Annotated in this window: 14 protein-coding genes and 1 other RNA gene; 11 read left to right on the forward strand and 4 right to left on the reverse strand. The window is 69.6% G+C overall.

Going from position 1 to position 17,808, the window contains the following annotated elements; translation table 11 throughout:
- The first annotated feature begins 171 nt into the window (after nt 1–171).
- The 9 genes from ACIBD9_RS10710 (at nt 172) to mctP (ending at nt 9,727) form a co-directional block, all read left to right on the forward strand.
- Entirely contained in the window at nt 172–1,401 is a 1,230-nt protein-coding gene (locus tag ACIBD9_RS10710; RefSeq protein ID WP_396716469.1) for a helix-turn-helix domain-containing protein, read from the forward strand.
- Nucleotides 1,402–1,417: 16 nt separating this feature from the next.
- Nucleotides 1,418–1,990: a flavoprotein gene (locus ACIBD9_RS10715; protein ID WP_238661198.1), complete on the forward strand. Its 573-nt coding sequence runs from the start codon at nt 1,418–1,420 to the stop codon at nt 1,988–1,990.
- A 120-nt stretch (nt 1,991–2,110) separates the two neighbouring features.
- Entirely contained in the window at nt 2,111–2,947 is an 837-nt protein-coding gene (locus ACIBD9_RS10720) for a Nif3-like dinuclear metal center hexameric protein (protein WP_396716700.1), read from the forward strand.
- Entirely contained in the window at nt 2,937–3,674 is a 738-nt protein-coding gene (locus ACIBD9_RS10725; protein WP_396716471.1) for a zinc ribbon domain-containing protein, read from the forward strand. The genes ACIBD9_RS10720 and ACIBD9_RS10725 overlap by 11 nt, the downstream gene beginning before the upstream one ends.
- 3 nt (nt 3,675–3,677) lie before the next feature.
- A complete protein-coding gene (locus ACIBD9_RS10730) occupies nt 3,678–4,859 on the forward strand; it encodes a bifunctional RNase H/acid phosphatase (protein WP_396716473.1) in 1,182 nt (393 codons plus the stop codon).
- Nucleotides 4,860–4,948: 89 nt separating this feature from the next.
- Nucleotides 4,949–5,029, forward strand: coding sequence for a putative leader peptide (locus tag ACIBD9_RS10735; protein ID WP_350874228.1), 81 nt, complete (start codon nt 4,949–4,951; stop codon nt 5,027–5,029).
- 110 nt (nt 5,030–5,139) lie between these two features.
- On the forward strand, nt 5,140–7,596 hold the full coding sequence (locus ACIBD9_RS10740; protein WP_396716475.1) for a M14 family zinc carboxypeptidase: 2,457 nt from the start codon (nt 5,140–5,142) through the stop codon (nt 7,594–7,596).
- 239 nt (nt 7,597–7,835) lie between these two features.
- Nucleotides 7,836–8,078: a DUF3311 domain-containing protein gene (locus ACIBD9_RS10745; protein ID WP_238661636.1), complete on the forward strand. Its 243-nt coding sequence runs from the start codon at nt 7,836–7,838 to the stop codon at nt 8,076–8,078.
- A complete protein-coding gene (gene mctP, locus ACIBD9_RS10750; RefSeq protein WP_387171842.1) occupies nt 8,078–9,727 on the forward strand; it encodes a monocarboxylate uptake permease MctP in 1,650 nt (549 codons plus the stop codon). The genes ACIBD9_RS10745 and mctP overlap by 1 nt, the downstream gene beginning before the upstream one ends.
- Nucleotides 9,728–10,074: 347 nt before the next feature.
- On the opposite strand, the gene ACIBD9_RS10755 is transcribed toward mctP, so the two are convergent.
- On the reverse strand, nt 10,075–10,539 hold the full coding sequence (locus ACIBD9_RS10755) for a MarR family winged helix-turn-helix transcriptional regulator (protein WP_396716478.1): 465 nt from the start codon (nt 10,537–10,539) through the stop codon (nt 10,075–10,077).
- Between the two features lie 54 nt (nt 10,540–10,593).
- On the opposite strand from ACIBD9_RS10755, the gene ACIBD9_RS10760 reads away from it, so the two are divergent.
- Nucleotides 10,594–11,826: an MFS transporter gene (locus tag ACIBD9_RS10760; protein ID WP_396716480.1), complete on the forward strand. Its 1,233-nt coding sequence runs from the start codon at nt 10,594–10,596 to the stop codon at nt 11,824–11,826.
- Nucleotides 11,827–11,934: 108 nt separating this feature from the next.
- On the opposite strand, the gene ACIBD9_RS10765 is transcribed toward ACIBD9_RS10760, so the two are convergent.
- A complete protein-coding gene (locus ACIBD9_RS10765; RefSeq protein ID WP_396716481.1) occupies nt 11,935–12,696 on the reverse strand; it encodes a sulfite exporter TauE/SafE family protein in 762 nt (253 codons plus the stop codon).
- A 127-nt stretch (nt 12,697–12,823) separates the two neighbouring features.
- Between ACIBD9_RS10765 and rnpB the strand changes: the two genes are divergently transcribed.
- An RNA gene (rnpB, locus tag ACIBD9_RS10770) (RNase P RNA component class A) lies at nt 12,824–13,239 on the forward strand.
- A gap of 422 nt (nt 13,240–13,661) precedes the next feature.
- Here the strand turns inward: rnpB and fxsT are convergent.
- Both fxsT and ACIBD9_RS10780 read right to left on the reverse strand, forming a co-directional pair.
- Nucleotides 13,662–16,781, reverse strand: coding sequence for an FxSxx-COOH system tetratricopeptide repeat protein (fxsT, locus tag ACIBD9_RS10775; protein ID WP_396716483.1), 3,120 nt, complete (start codon nt 16,779–16,781; stop codon nt 13,662–13,664).
- Between the two features lie 236 nt (nt 16,782–17,017).
- A complete protein-coding gene (locus ACIBD9_RS10780; protein ID WP_396716485.1) occupies nt 17,018–17,479 on the reverse strand; it encodes a hypothetical protein in 462 nt (153 codons plus the stop codon).
- Nucleotides 17,480–17,808 lie beyond the last annotated feature (329 nt).

A 17,808-nucleotide genomic window follows, 5' to 3' on the forward strand; every position in this document is an offset into this window, starting at 1 on the left:
GTTGAGGTTGACGAACGGCTCGTGCAACTTGCACGAAAAGTACGAGGACTAGCTGTACGGCTGACGTACATCCTGTGCGACCAGCGAAAACCTGAAGATGAACGGCAGTCGCCGTACCCGCGGACATCGCTCCGACTCGATTGGTCGTCGGTGGCAGGGGAGGATGGGGAGATGGACGAGCTACCCATAGGACGGCGAGTGGCCTACTGGCGGGGGCGACGCAAGATGTCGCAGCAGGTCTTCGCGGACCGGCTGGGCAAGTCCAAGAGCTGGGTGGACAAGGTCGAACGCGGCGTCCGCCGGTTGGACAAGTTCTCCGTCCTCTACGAGATCGCCGACATCCTGCAGATGGACGTGCAGCTGCTGATGGGCAAGGATCCGGAGCGGCGCGCAGACGCCCTCAACTGCATCGACCAGGTCGAGGTGCAGGAGATCCGGGCGGCGCTGGAACGCTACGACTCGATGAGCGCGTACTTCGACGCGGCGCCGTACCCGCCGCCGATGGACGACATGCGCAAGGCCGTCAACCACGCCTGGCTCACCTACCAGTACGGCCGCTACGGAATGCTCATCCGGGCCCTGCCCAAGCTGCTGCGCGACGCCCAGGCGGCCGACGCCGCGTACGGCGGTGACCAGGCCGCCGAGGCGGCCCACCTGCTCGGGCAGGTCTACCAGATCGCCTCCTCGGTGCTGCGCAAGCTCGGCGAGTGCGAGCTCGCCTGGTTGGCCGCCGACCGGTCGATGGCGGTGGCCCAGCGGGCCGACGACCCGCTGCTGGCCGGGATCGCCACCACCCGGGTGTGCAACGCGCTGGTCGCGATGGGGCGGGCCCGCCCCGCACTGGAGCTGAACGTCCAGATCGCCAACCGGCTGGCACCGGGTGGGAGCAACGAGGTCTCCCCGGCCCGCCTCTCCGTCTACGGGATGCTGCTGCTCCAGGGCGCGATGGCCGCGTCCCGCATCGGTGACTCGGCCAGCGTCGACGATCTGATCAACTGCGCGCAGGAGGCCGCCAACCTGCTCGGCGGCGACCACAACCACTACTGGACGTCGTTCGGCCCGACAAACGTCGAACTGCACCGGGCCGCCGCCGCGGTGGAGCTGGGCGACGGCGGGCGGGCCGTGGAGGTGCACCAACTGCGCATCGCGGAGCCCTCCTTCAACGCCCTGCTGCCCGAGCGGCGCGCCCACCACCTGCTCGACATCGCCCGCGGGTACGCCCAGATAGGTGACGTGGCGAACGCCGGGGAGATGCTGCTGCTCGGTGATCGGCTCGCCCCGTCGGAGATCCGCTGCCGGCCGATCGCGCACGAGGTGATGTCCGACATCCTCCGTCGCACACGTGGTGCGCCGCCTTCTCCGGTAGCGGAGTTGGCTGAGCACATGGGAGTAGGGGTATGAGCGCGGAGCCGGTCTGATGGCCGGTGCAGCGCGCAACAGCGGGCACCGCGAGGTGCTCTACGTCATCGCCTGCGGTTCGCCGCTGGCCCGGCACGTCGGTCGTCTGGTCGACCTCGCCCAACAGGACGGTTGGGACGTCTGCGTGGTCACCACGCCGGACGGTGCGAAGTTCGTCGACCAGGCGGCCCTGATCCGGCAGACCGGCCACCCGGTGCGGACGCACTACAAGAATCCCGGTGACCCGGACGTCCTGCCGCCCGCCGACGCCATGATCGTCTGCCCGGCCACCGTCAACACGGTGAACAAATGGGCGGCCGGGATCACCGACACCCTGGCGCTCGGGCTGTTGGTCGAGGCCCAGGGCAAGGGCGTCCCCATCGTGGCGGTGCCGTACACCAACGCGGCGATGGCCTGCCACCCGGCGTTTCGGGCCGGGGTGGCCCGGTTGGCCGAGTGGGGTGTCACGGTGCTCTTCGGCGACGATGTGATCGCTCTGCACCCGCCCGGAACGGGGGAACAGCACACCCACGCCTTCCCCTGGGCGATGCCGCTGGCGGCGCTGCAGACCGTCTCCTGGAGCGCCGCCTAGCGCGTCCGGCGGATCCTCCGCCCGACGCGGCCGAGAGCCGGGTGTCACCGCTCGGTGGCCTCCACGCCGGTAAGCTGGCCCGCCGTGAGCACAAGCGGATCCGCCCCCACGGTCAGCGACGTGGTGGCCGAGCTGGAACGGCGCTTTCCGCCGGTCTGGGCGGAAGAGTGGGACCGGGTCGGCCTGGTGCTCGGCGAGCCGGCCGCCCCGGTCCGCCGGGTGCTCTGCGTGGTCGACGTGGTGCCCGAGACGGTCGACGAAGCCCTCGCCGCCGAAGCGGACATGATCGTCGCGCATCACCCGCTGCTGCTGCGCGGGGTGTCGTCGGTCGCCGCGACGACCTTCAAGGGGCGGATCATCCACCGGTTGATCCGGGCCGGGGTGGCGCTCTACGCGGCGCACACCAACGCCGACGTGGCCTCCCCGGGCGTCTCCGACGCCCTCGCCGCCCGGTTCGGGCTCACCGGTCTGCGCCCGCTACAGCGGCCCGCGCCCGGCTCGCCCGCCCACGGCGACGACAGGGGTTTCGGCCGGATCGGCGAGCTGCCCGAGCCGATGACCCTCGCCGAACTGACCCGGCACGCCGCCGCGGTGCTCCCCGTCACGTCCTGGGGAGTTCGCGCGGCGGGGGATCCCGGGCGTATGGTTCGTACCCTCGCCGTCAGCGGCGGGTCGGGGGACAGCTTCCTCGGCGCCGCGACCGCCGCCGGGGTGGACGCGTTCCTCACCGCCGACCTGCGGCACCACCCGGCCGGCGAGCACCTCGCCGCCGATGGTCCCGCCCTGATCGACGCCGCCCACTGGGCGACCGAACGACCGTGGCTGGACGACCTGGCCGCCTTCCTCCGGGAGGCGCTGGACGTCGAGACGCTGGTGTCCGACCTGGACACCGACCCGTGGACCGTGCACGCCGCCGCACCCGTTGTGGACGACAAGGAGCCCGACCGTGAAGGCTGACCCTCAGGTGCAGCGCCGCCTGCTCGACCTCCAGGCGATCGACACCAACCTCGCCCAGCTCGCCCACCGCCGGCGTTCGCTGCCCGAGCGGGCCGAGCTGGAGTCGCTGGCCCGGGAGCTGTCGTCGATGGAGGACGAGCGGGTCCGCGCCCAGGTGGCGGTCGACGACCTGGACCGGGACATCGCCCGGCTGGAGAAGGACGTCGAGCAGGTCCGGGCCCGCAAGGAGAAGGACGAGAACCGGCTGGCCGCCGGCACCGGCCCGGCCCGCGAGCTGGAGGCGCTCCAGCACGAGCTGGTCTCGCTGAAGCGTCGCCAGGGCGACCTGGAGGACGCCGAGCTGGAGCTGATGGAGCAGCGGGAGACCGCGCAGGGCGTACTGGACGGCGTGGAGCAGCGGCTGGCCGAGACCCGGGACAAGCGGGCCGCGACCGAGCAGCGCCGCGACGAGGCGCTGGCCGAGATCGCCAAGGAGGAGGAGTTCAAGCGGGGAGCCCGGCAGCCGCTCGCCGCCGACCTCCCGAGCGAGCTGGTCACCCTCTACGACAAGATCCGCGCGGACACCGGGCTGGGTGCCGCCCTGCTCACCGCGGGCCGCTGCGGCGGGTGCCGCCTGGAGCTGTCCGGTGCCGACCTGGCCCGGATCCGCAAGGCCGCCCCCGACGACGTGGTCCGCTGCGAGGACTGCCGACGGATCATGGTCCGCACCAACGAGTCGGGCCTGTAGGTCGTGGCGCCGCGCGTCGTCTCCATCGAGGCCGACGGTGGGTCCCGGGGCAACCCCGGCCCGGCCGGCTACGGCGCCGTGGTGCGCGACCCGGAGACCGGCGAGGTGCTCGCCGAGCGCTCCGAGTCGCTCGGCACAGCCACCAACAACGTCGCCGAGTACCAGGGCCTGATCGCCGGGTTGACCGCCGCCGCCGAGCTGGGCGCCGCCGAGGTGGACGTCCGGATGGACTCCAAGCTGGTGGTCGAGCAGATGTGCGGCCGGTGGCAGATCAAGCACCCCGGCCTGCGGCCCCTCGCCGCCCAGGCCGCCGCGCTGGTGGGCCGGTTCACCGCGGTCCGGTTCAGCTGGATCCCGCGCGAACAGAACCGGCACGCCGACGCCCTCGCCAACGCCGCCATGGACGCCGCCGCAGGCCGTCCCCCGGCGACCGCGGCCCCCGCCCGCCCTGCGACGACTGCGGCCGCCGGCCAGCCCTCGACGACGCCGGCCGTTCCGATCGTCGGCAGTGACCCGGCCACCGCGCCGGCCTCCTGGGAGCCGCGGCCGAGCTTCACCGCCACCCGGCTGATCCTGGTCCGGCACGGCGAGACCCCGTACACCGAGCAGCGGCGCTACTCCGGGCGCGGCGACGTGCCGCTCTCCGAGCGTGGCCGGGCCCAGGCCCGCGCCACCGGCGCCCGGGTGGCCGAGCTGGCCCCGTCCGTCGGGGCCGTGCTCAGCTCACCGCTGTCCCGGTGTACGGCCACCGCGGCGTCGATCGCCGGGGCGCTCGGCGGCGACGTGCCGGTCCGCACGGACGACGACCTGATCGAGTGCGACTTCGGCCAGTGGGAGGGGCGCACCTTCGCCGAGGTGCGCCAGCAGTGGCCGGGGGAGATGGACGCCTGGCTCGCCTCACCCCGGATCGCGCCGCCGGGCGGGGAGTCGTTCACCCACGTCGCCGAACGTGCGCACCGCGTCATCAGCGGGCTGCTCACCGCGTACCCCGGTGAGACCGTGGTTGTCGTCTCGCACGTCTCGCCGATCAAGCTGGTGCTGCGCGACGCCCTCGCGGCCGGTGACGGCTTCCTGCACCGGCTCTTCCTGGACGCGGCCGGCATCTCGGTGCTCGACATGTGGCCCGACGGCGGCGTGGCCGTGCGTACGGTCAACGACACCGCCCACCTCTCCAAGATCGACTAATTCCCATCTGTCGGGAGGGTTTTGGCGTGCGGGCCTGAACCTGTGGGGAACCTGTTGACAGTGGTCGGACCCCGAACCAAGATCGGTTCGTGCGAAGCGTTCACCTGACGAAGCGGGGTCACATCGACCTCCTGCGCGTCGCCAGCGCCGCCTGTCGACGCTCCATCTGACGCCGGGTTCCTCCCTCCCTCTCGCACGCTGCAGGCGTTTCCCATCCCCGCTGGTCTCCGGCCCCGCGGCGCGTCCGCCTGCGCGTACCCCTCCGACAGGAGATCCGTTCATGCTGTCCGCACGACGTTTACGCCGGCTCACCGCGACCGCGGTGAGCAGCGTCCTGCTCGGGACCGTGGTCCTGACCGGACCGGCGTCCGCCACCTCGCTGCCCACGGTGCCGCCGACCCCCGTCGACCTCTCCGACGTGCGGGGCTACCCCCGGCAGAGCACCCTCCCGGTCTGGCCGGACAACCCGGCCGACGCGTCCATCCCGATCGGTGTGACCCCGTACGACGAGATCGCGCCGAAGCTGAACGCGCTCCAGCGGGCGAGCGACCGGGTCTCCGCCCGGGTCGCCGGGAAGTCCGCCGGCGGCTACGACCTGTACGCCGTCACCGTGACCGCGCCGGAGAGTCGCGCCGAGGCGCGGCAGCAGGGGACCTGGAAGCGGCGCATCGAGGACGAGCCCGCCCAAGCGCAGCGGGACCGCAGGTTGCTCGCCGGCTACAAGACCCCGCTGTTCGTCAACGCCAACATCCACGGCAACGAGTGGGAGGGCACCGACGCGGCGCTGCGGGTCATCGAGGAGTTCGCCACCGACCGCAGCCCGGAGGTCGCCGAACTGCTGCGACGCAACCGGTTGGTCTTCAACATCACCTCGAACCCGGACGGTCGAGTCGCCGGCACCCGGGCCAACTCGGCCGGCTACGACCTCAACCGCGACCTGACCATCGTCGCGCAGCCGGAGACCAACCTCATCCGTGACCTGATCATCGACACCAAGCCGATCATCACGTTGGACCTGCACGGTTACGTCAACCCGACCCTGCTGCACCCCAGCACCCCGCCGCACAACGTCAACAACGAGTACGACCTGTACATCAAGCACGGCCTGCCCAACGCGTTGGCGATCGAGGAGGACCTGCGCGGCCTCGGATACCCCGAGACCCAGCGGGCCAGGATCCCGTTCCGCGACGACGAACCGGGCGTGTGGGACGACTTCCCGCCGATCTACGTGCCGTCCTTCGCCATGTTGCAGAGCAGCATCCCGTACACCATCGAGGCGCCGCTCAACCCGCGCGGCAGCACGCTCACCCCGGCCGAGCGGGTACGCCGCTCCGGTATCAACACCGACGTGCACGAGGTGGCGATCCGCACCTCGCTGCGCTACATCCAGGAGCACCGGGCCGAGGTGCTGCACGACCAGGCCGAGGTCTACCGCCGGGGCCTGGCCGGTGAGCCGTTGCGCGACATCCCCGACGGCTACGTGCCGGGCTGGGGGCAGGAGGACAACTACCACACCACCTTCCCCCGGGCGTACGTCATCCCGAGCGGCACCGGGCAGCGCTCCGAGCCGGCCGCGGCCCGCCTGGTCGATCTGCTGATCAGCAGCGGTGGCCGGGTGTGGCGGGCGAAGCAGGCGTTCACCGCCGGCGGAAACCGCTACCAGGCCGGCTCGTACGTCGTCGACCTGCACCAACCCAAGCGCGGCCTGGTCAACTCGCTGCTCGAACCGGGCGCGGACATCACCGACCGGGTCAACGACCTCTACGCCGGGCCGGCCGCCTGGAGTCAAGGGCTCACCTGGGGCGCCACAGTGGACACCGTGTGGGACACCCTGCCCCGGGTACGCCTGGAGCGGACCTACGACGGTCGGGCCGAGGGCACGCTGCCCGCCGGTCGGTCCGACCTGCGCCTGGATCTACGTGACGCCGCCGACCTGCTCGCGGTGAACTCGCTGCTCGCCAAGGGCGTCGAGGTCCACCGACTCGCGGACGGGTCGGTGGTCGTCCCCGGCACCCCGGCCAACCGCAAGCTGGCCGGTGCCGAGGTCCGAGCCCACGCGGTCAAGTTCGAGCGCGCGCCGGCCGGTTGGCGGGGCACCCGACTGGACCGGATCGTGGTCGGCTATCTCGGTTCGGTCGAGGAGCGCGACACCCTCGCCGACCTCGGCTTCGAGGCGCGGGCGCTGACCGCCGCGACGCTGAGCAGCACGTTGACCGAGGACGTGGACGTCCTGCTGGTCGCCGACAACGTCAACCTGGCGAACCTGACCGCCGAGAACCGGGCGGCGCTGGATCGCTTCCTCGCCCGGGGCGGCGGTGTGGTCGGCCTGGGCACCGCCGGGGCGTCCTTCAGCAACGCCGCGACGCTGCTGACCGTGACCGCCACCGCCGGGCCGAGCCTGGCCAGCGGGGTGGCCAACATCGTCAACAACGGGGGACCGGTCACCACCTCCGCCATTCCGCACGCGTTCATCAGCCAGCCCGTCTGGTTCACCGGTCTGGGCGCGGGCGTCGAGGTTGAGCAGTCGTACGCCGCCGACCCGCTGCTCTCCGGCTGGTGGGCCACCGACGGCGCCAACGGGCAGGCCGCGGCGGCCAACCAGGCCAGCATCGTCCGGAGCGTCTCCGCCGCCGGAAACGGCGTGGTGCTGTTCGGCACCGCCCCGACGTTCCGCCTGCACCCGAAGGGCCTGCAGCCGCAGCTCGGGCGGGCTCTGCTCTGGGCGGCGCAGCGCTGACCCCGGCTGGGTGAGCCAGCGACCAGCCGACGTGGGGCCCGGGTGCGAACCGCACCCGGGCCTTACGCCGTCAACGGCCGCCGCACCTGCTCATCCATCAAGCGATCCGGGCACGCCGTTCGGCGCAGGCGGCCGGCCGTTCGGCGCAGCACCCTCCGGACGGGCAAGGTGACCGCCATCACAGAGTCGTAGCCTCCGGCCGTTACATCGGAAGCCACGACTCCCCGGAGGTGTGTCAGATGGCTGCACCCGAACCGGAGGCGCCGACCACGGCGCCAACCAGGGCGAAGGACCACAGCCCCTGGAACTGGTTGCTCTTCATCCCCATCGTGGTGCCGCTGATCCCGGCGTTCTTCAATGGCGACTCGCCCCGGGTCTTCGGCTTCCCGCGCTTCTACTGGCTGCAACTGGCCTTCATCCTGCTCGGCGTCGGCACCACCACGTTGGTCTACCAGATGACGAAGAAGCGGGGTGGTCGGTGATGTGGCGTGACCATTTGACCGAGATCATCGTCTTCTCAGTGCTGTTCCTCCTGGTCAGCGTGATGGGCTTCGTGGCCGCCCGGTGGCGGGCACCGAAGGACATGGCGCACCTGGACGAGTGGGGGCTGGGCGGGCGCAGCTTCGGTGGCTGGATCACCTGGTTCCTGGTCGGCGGTGACCTCTACACCGCGTACACCTTCGTGGCGGTGCCGGCGTTGATGTTCGGTGCCGGCGCGGCCGGGTTCTTCGCCGTGCCGTACACCATCGTCATCTACCCGCTGGTCTTCCTGGTGCTGGTGCGGCTCTGGTCGGTGTCGCACCGGCACGGGTTCGTCACGCCGGCCGACTTCGTCCGCAACCGGTTCGACTCGCCGGTGCTGGCGCTGCTGATCGCGATCACCGGCATCGTCGCCACGATGCCGTACATCGCGTTGCAGCTGGTCGGCATCGAGGCGGTGCTCAAGACGATGGGCGTCACCGGCGACAACGCGCTGGCCCGGCACCTGCCGATCATCATCGCGTTCGCCATCCTGGCCGCGTACACCTACCAGTCGGGGTTGCGCGCGCCCGCGCTTATCGCGTTCGTCAAGGACAGCCTGATCTACATCGTCATCCTGGTGGCGATCGTCTACCTGCCGTACAAGCTGGGCGGCTGGGGTGACATCTTCGCGGCCGCGGACGCGAAGTTCGACGCCTCGCCCAACCCGAACGACGGCATCCTGCTCAACGGCAACAACCAGCTTCAGTACGTGACGCTGGCGCTCGGCTCGGCGTTGGCGCTGTTCCTCTACCCGCACAGCATCACCGGTGTGCTGGCCAGCAGGAACCGTGACGTGATCAAGCGGAACATGTCGGCGCTGCCCGCGTACAGCCTGCTGCTCGGGTTGATCGCGCTGCTGGGGTACATGGCCATCGCGGCCGGCGTGAAGCCGCTGCCCGGCAACTCGGCCGGCAGTGTGGACAACAACACCATCGTCCCGCTGCTCTTCGACCAGCAGTTCCCGGACTGGTTCGCCGGTGTCGCCTACGCGGCGATCGGCATCGGCGCGCTGGTGCCCGCGGCGATCATGTCGATCGCGGCGGCGAACCTGTTCACCCGCAACATCTACAAGGAGTACCTGAAGCGGGACGCCTCCCCGGCCCAGGAGGCGAACGTCTCGAAGATCACCTCGCTGGTGGTGAAGGTCGGCGCGGTGGCCTGCATCGTCTTCCTCGACCCGCAGTTCTCCATCGACCTCCAGCTCATCGGTGGCGTCATCATCCTGCAGACGCTGCCGGCGGTGGCGCTGGGCCTCTACACCCGCTGGTTCCACCGCACCGGCCTGATCGCCGGCTGGGCGGTCGGCATGGGGTTGGGCATGTGGATGCTCTACCAGGTGGCGAGCCCGACCCGGAAGCACTTCGGCGGCTCGGCGTTCCCGCTGTCGGAGTTCGGGTTCGACACCACCCGGACGATCTACGTCGGCATCGTCGCGGTGGCGGTCAACCTGGCCGTGGCGGCGCTGGTGACGCTCGCGCTGCGGGCCGCAAAGGTCGACGAGGGTGTCGACGGCACCGAGCCGGACGACTACTTCGCCGACGAGGGCGACCCCCGGGTCACCCCGGGCGCCGACCGCGACGCCGACTCGGCCCGCGAGCCGGTCGCCTGACCCCGTTTCCTGTTCAGGTCTTCTGTTCCCGCTCCCCGAGCGCCCGCCGCGAGGCCGGCGCCCGGGGAGCCCAGGGGCCCCGCTGCGAGTCATTGACCCCCAACGTCGTGCTCGATCCCTGTTGTAGTGGTCTAGGGCGGCGGGGAGGCCACTACATCCAGGATGTTGCGCGATCTTGGCGGTTGGAGGAACCGCGCATCGACCTTCCGCGTCGATCATGAAGTAGTGGTGCCCGGATGATGACGATTTGCAGCCTTCCCTTCCCCACCACGACTCCATGATCGACCGGGCCAGGCCAGGCCAGGCCAGGCCAGGCCAGGCCCGGCCGGGCCGGGCGGGTGTGTGGGTTAGCGGGGGCGGTTGCGGTTTATCAGGGCCTGGTTGAGGCGGCCCAGTAGTGCTGCCAGCGTGGAGCGGTCCTCGGGGCTCCAGTCGGCCAGCATGTCGCCGTAGAGCCGGGTACGGGCGGCCTGGACGACGGCCATCCGCTGGAGACCGGCCGGGGTGGGGGAGATGACCGTGCCGCGGCCGTCGGACGGGTCCGGGGTACGGGTGATCAGGCCGTCGCGCTGAAGCGCGGACACCTGCCGGGTGACTGTCGAGCCGTCCAGGTTGAGCCGGGCGGCGAGCGCGGAGACGTTCTGCGGGCCGGCGTCGGCCAGGTGGCGCAGGATGACGTACGCCGCGCGGTCCAGCACCCGGTGCTCGGCGGTGCCGGTGGCCCGCCGGGTGGCCTCGCCGAAGCGCATCAGCAGGGCCACCTCGGTCTCGATCCGGCCGAGGGTGCTGCTCTCGTCATGGTCGTCGCTCATAGCTGTATGATACAGAATAAGTACCTGTACGATACAGCTATCTGAGGAGTCGGAGTGGATCGGCGTTCCGAACCGAACCGCAGTGCCATCTACGCCACCACGCTGGTGGCCTTCCTCGCCATCGCCGGCATCGCCGTCGTCGACCCGATCCTGCCCGCCATCGGCGAGGCGATCGGGGTCACCGCCTGGCAGGTCGAGCTGCTGTTCACCGCGTACATCGCGGTCATGGCCCTTGGCATGATCCCGGCGACGCTGGCCAGCGGCCGGTTCGGCTTCAAGCCGGTGCTCATCACCGGCGTCTCCGTGGTTGGCCTCGCGGCGATCCTCGCCTCGTTCAGCGACAACATCGTGCAGCTGTCCGTGCTGCGCGGCGTCTGGGGGCTGGGCAACGCGATGTTCTTCGCCACCGCCATGGTGGTGCTGGTCAACCTGGCCATCGACCGGGAATGGGTGGTGGGCCTCTTCGAGACCGCCCTGGGTCTCGGCTTCGCCGTCGGACCGCTGATCGGTGGCCTGCTCGGCGAGGTCAGCTGGCGGCTGCCGTTCTTCGTCTGCGGCGTCTTCATGGTCCTCGCCCTCGGCGTGGCCTCCCGCAAGCTCCGCGAACCCTCCAATCGGCAGGTCCCGGTACGCGTCGGCCAGATCTTCGCCACCTTCCGCCGGCCGGCGTTCATCGCCCTCTGCGTGGTCACCGCCGCGTACAACTTCGTGTTCTTCGTGGTGCTCGGCTACACGCCGCTCTTCCTCGGCCTGGACGTCATCCCGCTGGGGCTCGCCTTCACCGGCTGGGGGCTCGGCCTGGCCGCCGGCATCATGGTCATCGGTCACCGGCTGGCCCACCGCATCGGCGCGGTACAGACCGTCGGCGTGGCCATCGCCGGGCTGCTGGTCTGCATGGTCCTCTTCGCCACCTCCACCAGCACCGCCGAGGCGCTCGTGGTGCTGGTGCTCGCCGGGCTCTGCATGGGGCTGGCCAACGCCAACCTCACCGACCTGGCGCTCGGCCTCGGCTCCAGCGACCGGCGCGTCGCCACCGGCGCGTTCAACCTGGTCCGCTGGGGCGCCGCCGCGCCGGCACCGATCATCTCCGGCAAGCTCGCCGAGCAGTCGCTGGCGCTGCCGTTCTGGGTCGGCTTCGGGGTGCTCGCCGTCGGCGTGCTCGTCTACCTGGCCTTCGCGCACCTGATGGCCGCCGGCTACGGCGAGCGGGTCCTCTGGTCCCGCTGGAACCGCGCCGCCGCCGACACCGAGCACACCGCCGAGGAGCCGGTAGGCGAGGCCTACTGACTGAGGCTCGTCTCCAAGATCCGCGCACTTTCGGGGAAACTGCTGCCTCAACGCTGATGGAGGCAGCACTTTCCCTGAAGTTGCGCGGATCTTGGCCTCGGGCGCCCGTCAGTTCAGGGCGCGCCAGAGCAGGTAGAGGCCGATCGTCGTACCGAACACCACGATCACCGTCTTGAGCACCACCGGCGGCAGCCGGCGGACGAGCCGGGCGCCCGCGTACCCCCCAATCAGGGTGGCGGGCGCGACCACCGCGACGGCCGCCCAGTTCAAGGGGCCGAACAGGGCGAACACCACGAGCGTCGTGACCCCCACCACCGCCGACAGCAGGTTCTTGATCGCGCTCACCCGGGCCAGGGTCGCGTCGAGCACGAGGGCCAGCCCGGCCACCAGCATCACCCCGAGCGCCGCACCGAAGTAACCGCCGTACACCGCACCGAGCGCGACCATGGTCTGCACCGCGATCGTCCGCCGGCGTGGCGACAGGTCCCGGGGGTGACCGACTAGCCGGCGCAGCGGGTCCTGGAAGGCCAGGACCGCTGTCGCGCCGAGGACCAGGAAGGGTACGACCAACTCGAACGCGCGGGCCGGAGTGGCCAGCAACAGCAGCGCCCCGAGGATCGTGCCCACGATGGTGGTGGGCACGAGCGTGGCCAGCGCGCGGGGGCGCGGCAGATCCTGTCGGCTGCCCGCCACGCTGGCCAGGTAGCCGGGGAAGACGGCGACGGAGTTGCTGACGTTCGCCGGCACCGGGGGCAACCCGATCGCGATCATCGCCGGAAAGGTGATCAGCGAGCCGCCACCGGCCACCGCGTTGACCGTGCCAGCGGCGAGACCGGCGGCGAGCAGCAGCGCGGCGTGGGAGAGATCCATAGCCCCACGAGGCTAGCCGCCGCCCTACGGCACGCATTCGCCGGACCGTTCTTGAGCTGCGCGATCTTGCCTAGGCGGGGTGGCAATACCGGCAGCACCCTCGTCGTTAGGATGAGAGCGCGACGGACGAGTCGACCGGGCGGCCGCGTCGGCGGGCTTCGGCCCGCCGCCGAGGAACGTCCGGACTCCACAGGGCAGGGTGGTTGTTAACGGCAACCCGGGGCGACCCGCGGGAAAGTGCCACAGAAAACAGACCGCCGACCCCAACGGGGACGGTAAGGGTGAAACGGTGGGGTAAGAGCCCACCAGCACCCCGGGTGACCGGGGTGGCTCGGTAAACCCCACCCGGAGCAAGGCCAAGCAAGGGCCGTCACCGCAAGATGACGACCCGGCGCAGACGCTTGAGGGCTGCCCGCCCGATGTCTGCGGGTAGGCCGCTGGAGCCTGCCGGCAACGGCAGGCCGAGATGGATGGCCGCCGCCGGCGCAAACCCCTCGGGGTACGCGCCGCGCACAGAATCCGGCGTACAGGTCGACTCGTCCGTCGCCCACCAGCTCAGAGGGCTGACCATGGCTTTGGCTGGCCGTTTGTTGAATGCCCATTGGTTGACGTTGGTCATCGTTGGGTGGCGGGTGACGGCCTGAGCGCTTGCTCAATTGGGCCTCGCCTCGACGTCGCGCGCCTTTGCCGTCTGCGGGCCCTTTCCGGGCCGGTGCCTCGGGCGTGAGTCGATGGCCGACGGCTGGACGCCCCTCGCGCCCCGGCGGTGGAGCTAGTGCCCCAGCGATCCGGCGGCAAGTCAGCCCTGGTGTTGGTGTTGGACTGCACTTTCAAGCTGCCATGGGTGATCACTCGCGTGGCTGGAACTGCTCCAGGGATGACATGACTTCCACCTCCTGCCCTGGCTGAATTCTGCCGCTTGGTTGTCTATGACAACAGCGAACCGGGTAGTGGCAGAAGCAGGATTACCTGCGACGGCTGCTCTTCGTTCGGCCTATCCCGCCCATAGAAGCCGCAATTTCGTTGAGTCGGTGCCGAGCCCATTGGGTCAAATCGTGCTGGTTCCCAAGTGTAGCCCGGAGCCCTCGAAAACCGTGTTCGGCCATACGACGTGCAGGCATCTTTTGCTTCAGGGCCGCAAGGGACATTGCAAGATTTACTGCCGAGACCAGCGTGTCGGGATGGTCTTCGCCTAGCACGCGCTGCCGCCGCTCGAGCACGTCCTCTTCCATGCGCCGCGCCCGCTCAAACTCGCCAAGGCTGTAGAGGGTGAAGGCCAGGTTGCTGACGGCGTTCACGGTGTCGGGATGGTCTTCGCCCAGCACGCGCCGTCGCCACTCCAGCACCTCGTGATGCATCTGCCGCGCCCGCTCCAACTTTCCCAGCCGGCCGAGGGCGGAGGCCAGGTTGCTGACGGCGCTCACGGTGTCGGGATGGTCTTCGCCCAGCACGCGCTGCCGCCGCTCCAGCACCTCGTGATGCATCTGCCGCGCCCGCTCCAACTCGTTCAGCCGCCCGAGCGTGGAGGCCAGGTTGCTGACGGCGCTCAGGGTGTCGGGATGGTCTTCGCCCAGCACGCGCTGCCGCCGCTCGAGCACGTCCTCTTCCATGCGCCGCGCCCGCTCCAACTCGCCGAGGCTGTAGAGCGTGGAGGCTAGGTTGCTGACGGCGCTCACGGTGTCGGGATGGTCTTCGCCCAGCACGCGCCGTCGCCACTCCAGCACCTCGTGATGCATCTGCCGCGCCCGCTCCAACTCGTTCAGCCGCCCGAGCGTGGAGGCCAGGCTGCTGACGGCGCTCACGGTGTCGGGATGGTCTTCGCCCAGCACGTGCCGCCGCCGCTCGAGCACGTCCTCTTCCATGCGCTGCGCCCGCTCAAACTCGCCGAGGCTGTAGAGGGTGAAGGCCAGGTTGCTGACGGCGCTCAGGGTGTCGGGATGGTCTTCGCCTAGCACGTGCCGCCGCCGCTCGAGCACGTCCTTCTTCATGCGCTGCGCCCGCTCAAACTCGCCGAGGCTGTGGAGCGTGGAGGCCAGGTTGCTGACGGCGCTCAGGGTGTCGGGATGGTCTTCGCCCAGCACGCGCCGCCGCCGCTCGAGCACGTCCTCTTCCATGCGCCGCGCCCGCTCAAACTCGCCGAGGCTGTGGAGCGTGGAGGCCAGGTTGCTGACGGCGCTCACGGTGTCGGGATGGTCTTCGCCCAGCACGCGCCGCCGCCGCTCCAGCACGTCCTTCTTCATGCGCCGCGCCCGCTCAAACTCGCCAAGGCTGTGGAGCGTGGAGGCCAGGCCGCTGACGGCGCTCACGGTCTCGGGATGGTCTTCGCCCAGCACGCGCCGCCGCCGCTCCAGCACGTCCTCTTCCATGCGCCGCGCCCGCTCAAACTCGCCGAGGCTGTGGAGCGTGGAGGCCAGGCCGCTGACGGCGCTCACGGTGTCGGGATGGTCTTCGCCCAGCACGCGCCGCTGCCGCTCCAGCACGTCCTCTTCCATGCGCCGCGCCTGCTCAAATTCCCCGAGGCTGGACAGCGTTCCGGCCAGGTTGGCGGCGGACCTGAGGGTGTCAGGGTGGTCCTTGCCCAGCACGCGCTGCCGCCGCTCCAGCACCTCCTGATGCATCTGCCGCGCCTGCTCATGCTCGCCCCGAGCATGTAGGACGACGGCGAGGTCGCTAGTTGATCGAAGGGTGTCGGGGTGGTCCTCGCCCAGCGTCGGTCGTTGGCGGGCCAGGGTGTCCTCGATCAGCTGTCGTAGTTGGTGGAGTTTGCCTAGATCCCTGTATGCCCAGACCAGTTCCGTGGCAGCTTTCAAGGTGTGAGGGTGGTCTGGTCCGAGCGCTTGACGCCACCGTTGGTAGAGATGGTCGGCCAGTCGCTGCGCTGGTAGGGCGTCGCCGCGAACGATTAGGAAGACGATTGCCCTGCATGCCAGGCCGCGAAGAGCAGAACTGTTCGACGAAGCCGGATCGGCTGCTAGAAGGTGGGGCAGCAGGCGAGCCCAGCTTGGCCAAGCGGCTGGATCACGTGGGTTACCGGGCTCGGCCATGCTGAGCACGGTCTGGATTCGTGTCCGGAGCTGATCGACTGCGACAGGGGCCAACTGGTCGCGCAGGACGGCCTGCACCAGTCGGTGCACCGTGATGCCCTCCACGGAAACCTTGGCCAACCCGTAGTCACCAATGCGGGCGATGCTGCGGCGTCGCGCCAAGGGTTTGCCGATGACCGCCGCCAACGGAACCAAACCCCACGAGTCATCCTCGGTTACTGCCTCAAACTGCACAATCGCGGCCAGCAACTCCACGGGCACCGGCTCCGGGGCCAGGAACGCACACAGCCGGAGCATCGCCAAAGACGCGGGGTCGATGTCGGCGAGCCGGGCGGTGCTCACCGCAATCGTGGCAGCCAGGGAGCGAGGATAGCTGACGGGGCGACCCTCACCGAGCACCTCGCCTGCCTGACCGGTCAGGGCTTGTCGGTACTCATGCGTCGACATGCCGGTTTCAGCCAAGAAACTGGCGGCCTGCACCAGTGCTAGTGGAAGGTCGCCCAGGGCATCGGCCAACTCATCGGCTTCAGCTCGGTTCAGCATCGGGTGGTGGGCGGTCAATAGAAGAATCGACTCTGCTCTTGTTAACACGTCGACCTCAACCGCCACAGCCAGCTGGTTCCAGCGCTGGTGCCGAGAGGTAATAATGGCATGCCCTGGCCCCCCGGGCAGCCATTGACTAATGTCGTCTGGTGACTCGGCATTGTCGAATATCAGCAGCCATCGGTCACGGCTGCGGAGGTAGCTTTTGACCTTGCGAGCTGCGGTCACACTGTCCGCATCTGAGGCCACCATGCCGAGGCTTACACCAAGCGCGGTGTACTGCTCACCGATCAGCCCGGCCTGTTCAGCCGATATCCACCACACCACGTCGTAGTCCGCCGCGTGGCGATAGGCATACTCAATGGCGAGCTGAGTCTTACCAATTCCCCCCATGCCATGGAGGGCCTGCACCACCGCCGGGCCACCCGAACTCAGTTGCTCACGCAAGCGCGTGAGTTCACGTTGTCGCCCGGCGAAACCAGGGTTACGAGGACCCATGTTCCACACAGCGGGTAGAGCTCCAGCAGCACGCTCGCCCGGCGACGCTACTGGTGGGTCCTCTCCAACCGGTGTCCTCTGAGCGGGCGGGGCATGCAAGAAGACGTTCAGTTGATTGCCCGAGCCCTGTGCTCCAGTGTTGCCCTGGTCTGTGGTCCATACCGCCTGCGTCACAGCAGATGCCGGCGTCACCAGTGCTCCCGCGACGTCCGCGCCCGCCTCAGCGCCGGTCGCCGTCACGCTTGGCCGCCGCGGTTGCCGAACACGTTCGTCTGTTGACCGTGGCCTTGCACGACCTGCTGACTCTGGTCAAAGGCGATTGCGTGCTGAACCACATGGCCCGCTGAATTTGTCCCCTTAGCCGCAGCAATCTGCTCAACCAGAGCATGCAGGTCCTCGGCAGCCTCTGGATGATCGCTCAACAAGTCCTCCAAGCGCGCCGTCCATACCGCTTGCTGTTCTAGCCGCACCCGCTCATCCTGGGAGCTGGCAGCTTCCAGCACGGCACGAGTGCGCTCCAACCGCTCTTCGATAGCAGCGGCCTGACTCTGATCGCCTCGCCCGAACAACTGAGCGAATCCACGCTTGGCCAACTGCCAGCCGTCTGTAGCTACCGCGCCGACCAATGCCGCGCCACCAGCGCCTGCCAACGCCCCCAACGCCTCCGCCAGCACAACGACCTCCAAATTGGTCAGCAACCCGTGCCGTTAGGGATATACGATCTGCGCCGTTAGTGGAACCCCCGACTAGTTCACCAACGGTCGGACACCCGACAAGTCCCGCCAGGGCTTCCGTTGCCTCACACCCCAGGCCTACTTTGTCTGACACTGACATTGCCGAAGTCCGTGAGCATGCGGGCGGGTGAAGTCCACCGAGCTGGCCGGGCTCGGCCCCGAAACCTTCCGGTCAGGCAAGTCTTGAGACGGACAACCGGTAGCTGGCTTTGTTCTCCTCGTGTGGAGTAGCGACACGCTGAGGCTCACTCGAGCGCAGCTAGCGCTGCGCTCGCGGGGCACGCCACCTCAAC

Origin of the sequence: Micromonospora sp. NPDC050784, from assembly GCF_044456765.1 — a bacterium.
Classification (GTDB): Bacteria; Actinomycetota; Actinomycetes; order Mycobacteriales; family Micromonosporaceae; genus Micromonospora; species Micromonospora foliorum.